Origin of the sequence: Sphingomonas floccifaciens (genome assembly GCF_042681125.1) — a bacterium.
Lineage (GTDB): Bacteria > Pseudomonadota > Alphaproteobacteria > Sphingomonadales > Sphingomonadaceae > Sphingomonas > Sphingomonas floccifaciens.
Genome location: NZ_JBHUFC010000038.1, coordinates 41179 through 47343, shown reverse-complemented (window position 1 = coordinate 47343; position 6165 = coordinate 41179). Strand labels below are relative to the sequence as shown.

Here is a 6165-nt window from a genome sequence, read left to right as displayed (position 1 = left end):
AAGGTCTTCGCAAAACCCGGTGAATCACAACTGACTGAAATCGCTCAACCTAATTTTCGGTCGGGTTCTGAGGCCGAAAACATAGACGAGTCCATCGCCGAACGCCGTGCCGAGGCTGTTCGAGAACAGAACGGCGCCCCAGAAAAACAACTCGCTCTCACGGTCGACCACCGCGCTCACGTCACAGGTGCCCCGCCTGAGATACCAAATACCGAGGGTCAGCAACATGCCGCCGAAAAGGATGGCCGACGTCACGTTATAGCCAAGGTTGAGGGTGTGGGTCGACAGGTCGGCTATTTCGGTTCCCGCCGTGGTCGTACCGACGATCGTCGCCCAGAACAGAAAAGGACGATAGCGATCGGCACGAACCTGCGCGACGAGGAACGCCGCTAGCAGGCCCAGCGTGATGGCAAGCCCGGCGACGTAGCCCAGGTTCAGCGTCTGGGCGATGGCGTCACCCGCAACCTCACCCAATGTCGTGGCGACGACCTTGGCCAGCCAAAAGCCGAGGGTGATTTCGGCGACTTTACGGGCGGGATGCTCTCTCGTCACGTCGACTCTCTCCATACGCGCACCCCCGGGGCCGACGATCATCAGGTCGAAGCATCAAATTCAAATCGAAACTCGTGAATGACCAGCTACATTGGGACTTTGTATAGTCGGCTCCAGCAGCGCCCATGCTTTCGTGACTAAGCCGTCACGATGCGCCAGACCTTCCTTCTGATCCCGATCCTGCTTGCCGGTTGCGACGAGAAGGCTGCCAAGCCGCCCGCACCGCCTGCCCATGCCGAGACGATCGCGCATGAGAGCGAGCTGTTGAAGCTGACCCTGACCCCGCAGGCGCAGCAGCGGTTGGGCATCGCGCTTGCGCGGGTGGATGGCGGATCGGCCACGGCGACGCGCGAAGTGGCAGGCGAGATTGTCGTGCCGCCGATCAGCGCCAACGGCGTGCCGGTCAATTCGACAACCAACCTCCAGCAGATCGGCAGCCAGCAGGCCGCGGCAGATGCCGAACTGGCGCGTGCCACGGCGCAGGCGCGGCTTGCGCGGATCGCTCTCGATCGCGCCGCGAGCCTGGTGCGTGAGGAAGCGGGCAGCGTGCGTGCGCGTGACGAGGCCGCGGCGGCTCTGACCGCGGCGCAGGCCGCATTGGACGCGGCGCGGCAGCAGCGCCGGCTGCTCGGGCCGGCGGTCGCCTCGCTTGGCGCGCAACCCGTGCTGTGGGTGCGCGCATCGGTGTTCGGCAGCGACATGGGCGAGGTGCGACGCGAAGCCTCCGCTACGGTCCGCCCTCTTGGCGATGGCGGTGCGCCCCGCTCGGCGCGCCCGGTGCAGGCACCGCCTTCGGCCAACACCGTCGCCGGCACCGTCGACCTCTATTACGCGGTCGACAATCGCGACCGGGCTTTCCAGGTCGGCCAGCGCGTGTCGGTCGACCTGCCGCTCGCCGGGCAGACCGAGGGCCTGTCGGTGCCGTCTGCCGCAATCCTGCGCGACATTCATGGCGGCGAGTGGGTCTATCAGAAGACCGCGCCCGACACCTTCGTCCGGCAGCGTGTCGAGGTGGTATCGGAGAGCGGCGGACGGGCGCTGTTGGCGCGCGGACTGTCCGCCGGCGCGCAGGTCGTGACCGATGGTACGGCGGAGTTGTTCGGCACCGAGTTCGGGGCGGCGCACTGATGCTCGGCCGGCTCGTCCATTTCGCGCTGGCGCAGCGCGTCCTCGTTCTCGCGCTCGCCGCGCTGCTGGTGGTGCTCGGGGTCCGTGCCGGGCGCGACGTGCCGCTCGACGTGTTCCCCGAGTTCGCACCGCCGATGGTGGAAATCCAGACCGAGGCACCGGGCCTGTCGACCGAGGAGGTCGAGAGCCTGGTGACGGTGCCGATCGAGACCGCGGTCAACGGTGTCCCCGGCCTGATGACGCTTCGCTCCAAATCGGTGCTGGGCCTGTCGTCGGTGCAGATCCTGTTCGAGCGCGGCTCCGACGTGATCCGCGCGCGCCAGATGGTCGGCGAGCGCATCGCCCAGGTGCAGCCACGCCTGCCGCTTGCGGCACGACAGCCCGTCCTCATGCCGCCACTGTCCTCGACCAGTCGCGCGATGAAGGTCGGACTGTCGTCGACGAAACTCGATCAGATGCAATTGTCCGAGCTGGTCCGCTGGACGATCCGGCCACGGCTGATGGCGGTCCCCGGCGTCGCCAACGTCGCGGTCTGGGGGCAGCGCGACCGGCAATTGCAGGTGCTGGTCGATCCCGATCGTCTGCGTGCGTCCGGCGTGACGCTGGCGGAGGTCCGCGCCGCGGCCGGCGACGCGGTTTTGGTCGGGGGCGGCGGCTTCGTCGACACACCCAACCAGCGGCTCGCGGTCCAGCAGACCGGCACCGTCCAGACCGCCGCCGACCTCGCCCGGGCGATCGTCAAGCAGGCGGGCGAGGCACCGGTTCGGATCGGCGACGTCGCGCGCGTGGTCGACGGCTTCAATGCACCGATCGGCAACGCCATCATCGACGACGGTCCCGGCATCATGCTGATCGTCGAGAAACAGCCGACCGCCAACACGCTGGAGCTGACCCGCGCGGTCGAGGCCGCGTTCGCCGAGCTGAAGCCGGGCTTGAAGGACGTGAAGGTCGACACGACCATCTTCCGGCCCGCGACCTTCATCGAACGCTCGATTGACAACCTGACACGCGCGCTGATGATCGGCTGCGCACTGGTCGCGGCGGTGCTGTTCCTGTTCACCCGCGACTGGCGGCAGGCGACGATCAGCCTCGTCGCGATCCCGCTGTCGCTGCTCGGCGCCGGGCTGATGCTGCTGTGGTCGGGCGCGACGATCAACGTGATGATCATCGCCGGCCTCGTCATCGCGCTGGGCGAGGTGGTCGACGACGCGATCATCGACGTGGAGAATATCGCGCGCCGCCTGCGGCTGAACCGCGAGTCCGCCGATCCGAAGCCGGCCTTCGCGGTGGTGCTGGCCGCGTCGCTGGAAGTGCGCTCGGCGGTGGTGTTCGCCTCGCTGATCGTGATGCTTGTGTTCGTGCCGATCTTCTTCCTCGGCGGGGTGGCCGGCACCTTCTTCCAGCCGCTCGCCATCGCCTATGTGCTGGCGATCGGCATGTCGCTGCTGGTCGCGCTGACCGTCACGCCGGCGATGTGCCTGCTGCTCCTGCCGAACGCGCCGCTTACCGAGGAGCGCGACACCCGCTTCGTCGCCGGATTCAAGCGTCGCTATGTCGGCTTCCTGCCGCGCGTGGTGGGAAGGCCGGCGCTGGCGGTCGGGATCGTTGCGGGCGGGCTGCTGCTGGCGGGGGTCGGCTATGCGACCTTCAAGGACCAGTTCCTTCCCGACTTCCGCGAAACCGACTTTCTGATGCACTTCGTCGAGAAGCCGGGCACGTCGATCGAGGCGATGGACCGGATTACGATCCGCGCGTCGAAGGAGCTGCGCAGCATCCCCGGCGTGCGCAACTTCGGCGCGCATATCGGTCGCGCCGAGCAGGCCGACGAGGTGGTCGGTCCCAACTTCACCGAACTCTGGATCAGCCTTGACGAGAATGCCGATTACGATGCGTCGGTGAAGCGGATCAAGGAGGTGGTCGAGGGCTATCCCGGCCTCTACCGCGATGTGCTGACCTATCTGCGCGAGCGGATCAAGGAGGTGCTGACTGGTGCCGGCGCGACCATCGTCGTCCGCATCTACGGCCCCGACCAGCCGGAGCTGCGCGCGGCCGGCGCGCGTGTTCGGGACGCGATCGGCGGTATTCAGGGCGTGTCCGACCTGAAGCTGGAGAGCCAGGTGCTGGTCCCGCAAATCCGCATCCGCCCGCGCGCCGGCGAACTGGCCCGGCTCGGGCTGACCGCGGGCGAGGTCCGCCGGCAGGCGCAGGTGCTGGTCGCGCAGGCCAAGGTCGGCGAAATCTACCGCGACCAGCGCGCGTTCGACGTGGCGGTGTGGGGTGAGCCAGCGGTGCGGAACAGCGTCCATGCGCTTCGCGACCTGATGATCCAGGCACCCGTCACCGGCGCGCCGGTGCGGCTCGGAGACATCGCCGGTATCGAGATCGCGCCCGCTCCCAACGAGGTGAAGCGCGAGAACGGCCAGCGCCGCCTCGACGTGACGATGAACGTCGCGGGCGCGGATCTCGGCACCGTCGCGCAGGCGGTCGACGCCGCGGTCGCGAAGGTGCCGTTCGCGACCGGCTATCACCCGCAGGTGCTGGGCGAATATGCTGCCCTCAGGGAATCGCGCAGCCGGCTGTGGGGTATCGGCGCGCTTTGCCTCGTCGGCATCCTGCTGCTGGTGTGGATGGAGTTCCGCTCGCGCCGCATCACCGCGCTGGTCGCCGTCAGCCTGCCGTTCGCGCTGGTCGGGGGCGTGGTCGCGGTCGCGCTGACCGGCGGGGTGCTGTCGCTCGGGTCGCTGGTCGGGTTCGTCACCGTCATCGGCATCGCCGCGCGCAACGGCATCATGCTCCTCTCCCACTATCAGCATCTCGAACGCCACGAGGGCATGACCTTCGGCCGCGAGCTGGTGCTGCGCGGTGCCGAGGAGCGCCTGGTGCCGATCCTAATGACCGCCGCCTGCGCCGGTCTCGCGCTGGTGCCGCTGATCGTCGCGGGCAATGCGCCGGGGCACGAGATCGAGCATCCGATGGCGATCGTGATCTTGGGCGGCCTCATCTCGTCCACTGCGCTCAACCTGCTGCTGCTGCCGGCGCTCTATGCCCGTTATGGCGAGGAGCGCGCCGTCCCGCCTGCTCCTGCATCTACGGAGGCGCTGGCATGATCCGCCGCCTAGCCCCCGCCGCAGCCCTGCTCGCATCCGCCTGCATGAGCGTGCCCAAGCCGCCGCCCACTGTGGCGCCAGACAGCGCCACCGGGGCATTCGCGTCGCTTCCGGTGGCCTCGATCGCGCCCGTGCCCGACGACTGGTGGCGGCTCTATGACGATCCTGTGCTCGACGGACTGGTACGCTCGGCCTTGACCGCCAACGCGGACCTGCGGGTCGCCTATGCCAATCTCGATGGGGCACGCGCGGCCTTACGACAGGCACGGGCGGCGCGGTTGCCGCAGACGACGATCGAGAGCGCGCTTGGCGTCGACAACCCCGCCGGACAGCCGAGTGCGTCGGGCAATGTGCCCACGACGGATTACGATATCGCCGCAACCGCGAGCTGGGACCTCGACCTGTTCGGCCGGCTTCGCTCGGCCGCGACCGCGGCGGGCGCTGATACCGAGGCGCAAGCGGCCGTCGTCGACGGACTGCGCGTTGCGGTCGTCGCCGATACCGTGCTGGCCTATGTCGACCTGTGCGGATCGACCCGCGCCATCGCCACCGCGCGCGAGGTCGCTGCGGCGCAGGACCGTTCGGTCGCTCTCGTGCGCGAGCAGTTGCGTGCCGGCGAGGTGTCGCCGCTGGAAGTCTCGCAGGTCGCGACGATCGCCGCTGCCACTCGTGCCGCCATCGCCCCGTTCGAGGCGCAGCGCGCCAATGCGCTGTACCGGCTCGCGACGCTGCAGGGGCGCCCGCCCGCCGAAGCGCGCGCCTACCGCTTCGCCTGCACCGCCGCGCCCCGTCTGCGCGGGGCGGCACCGGTCGGCGACGGCACCGCGCTGCTGCTACGCCGTCCCGACGTGCGCGAAGCGGAGCGCCGCCTTGCCGCCGCGGCCGCACGGATCGGCGTGGCACGCGCGGACCTCTATCCACGGGTCAATCTGGGCGGGGCTGTCGGGTTGCTGTCCGGCGGGATCAGTGCGGCGGTGACGCCGCTCGTCAGCTGGGCCTTTCCCAACCAGGCACCGGCACGCGCAAGGCTGGAACAAGCCCGCGCGACCGAGCGCGCGGCGCTGGCCGGGTGGGACGTAGCGGTGCTTCGGTCGCTGCGCGAGGTCGAGACGGCGCTCGCCGCCTATGACGCCGAAACCCGCCGCAACCGCGATCTGGCGACGGCTTCGCGCGAGGCACAGGCCTATGCGCGGCGGGCCGCTGCCCGGGTCCGCCTCGGCGACGCGCCCGGCCTGCTTCAGGTCGACGCGCAGCGCGCGGCTGCATCCGCGACCCTCCAACAGGTCCAATCCGACATAGCGGTTTCGCAGAACGAGGTTGCACTGTTCCGCGCGCTGGGCGGTGGTTGGCGCGTTGACGCCGCTGCGCGATAGGTAAG

Annotated in this window: 4 protein-coding genes; 3 read left to right on the top strand and 1 reads right to left on the bottom strand. The window is 69.1% G+C overall.

Features of this window, described 5'->3' with window-relative positions; genetic code table 11:
• Positions 1 to 24: 24 nt before the first annotated feature.
• Entirely contained in the window at positions 25 to 594 is a 570-nt protein-coding gene (locus tag ACFSC3_RS20920) for a COG4705 family protein (RefSeq protein WP_380942290.1), read from the bottom strand.
• A 108-nt stretch (positions 595 to 702) separates the two neighbouring features.
• Between ACFSC3_RS20920 and ACFSC3_RS20915 the strand changes: the two genes are divergently transcribed.
• The 3 genes from ACFSC3_RS20915 to ACFSC3_RS20905 are packed head-to-tail and all read left to right on the top strand — an operon-like array spanning position 703 to position 6160.
• Positions 703 to 1680: an efflux RND transporter periplasmic adaptor subunit gene (locus ACFSC3_RS20915; RefSeq protein ID WP_093068224.1), complete on the top strand. Its 978-nt coding sequence runs from the start codon at positions 703 to 705 to the stop codon at positions 1678 to 1680.
• Positions 1680 to 4787 carry an efflux RND transporter permease subunit gene (locus ACFSC3_RS20910; protein WP_093068221.1) on the top strand — a complete coding sequence of 1036 codons (3108 nt, stop codon included), beginning with the start codon at positions 1680 to 1682 and terminating at the stop codon, positions 4785 to 4787. Before ACFSC3_RS20915 ends, ACFSC3_RS20910 begins: the two co-directional genes overlap by 1 nt.
• Complete coding sequence (locus tag ACFSC3_RS20905) at positions 4784 to 6160, top strand: efflux transporter outer membrane subunit (RefSeq protein WP_093068218.1); 1377 nt, start codon at positions 4784 to 4786, stop codon at positions 6158 to 6160. The genes ACFSC3_RS20910 and ACFSC3_RS20905 overlap by 4 nt, the downstream gene beginning before the upstream one ends.
• Positions 6161 to 6165 lie beyond the last annotated feature (5 nt).

Bases quoted from the DNA above. Each gene is read 5' to 3' on its own strand.
- ACFSC3_RS20910 (WP_093068221.1), top strand. From the start codon at position 1,680: ATGCTCGGCCGGCTCGTCCATTTCGCGCTGGCGCAGCGCGTCCTCGTT.
- ACFSC3_RS20905 (WP_093068218.1), top strand. From the start codon at position 4,784: ATGATCCGCCGCCTAGCCCCCGCCGCAGCCCTGCTCGCATCCGCCTGC.
- ACFSC3_RS20915 (WP_093068224.1), top strand. From the start codon at position 703: ATGCGCCAGACCTTCCTTCTGATCCCGATCCTGCTTGCCGGTTGCGAC.
- ACFSC3_RS20920 (WP_380942290.1), bottom strand. From the start codon at position 594: ATGATCGTCGGCCCCGGGGGTGCGCGTATGGAGAGAGTCGACGTGACG.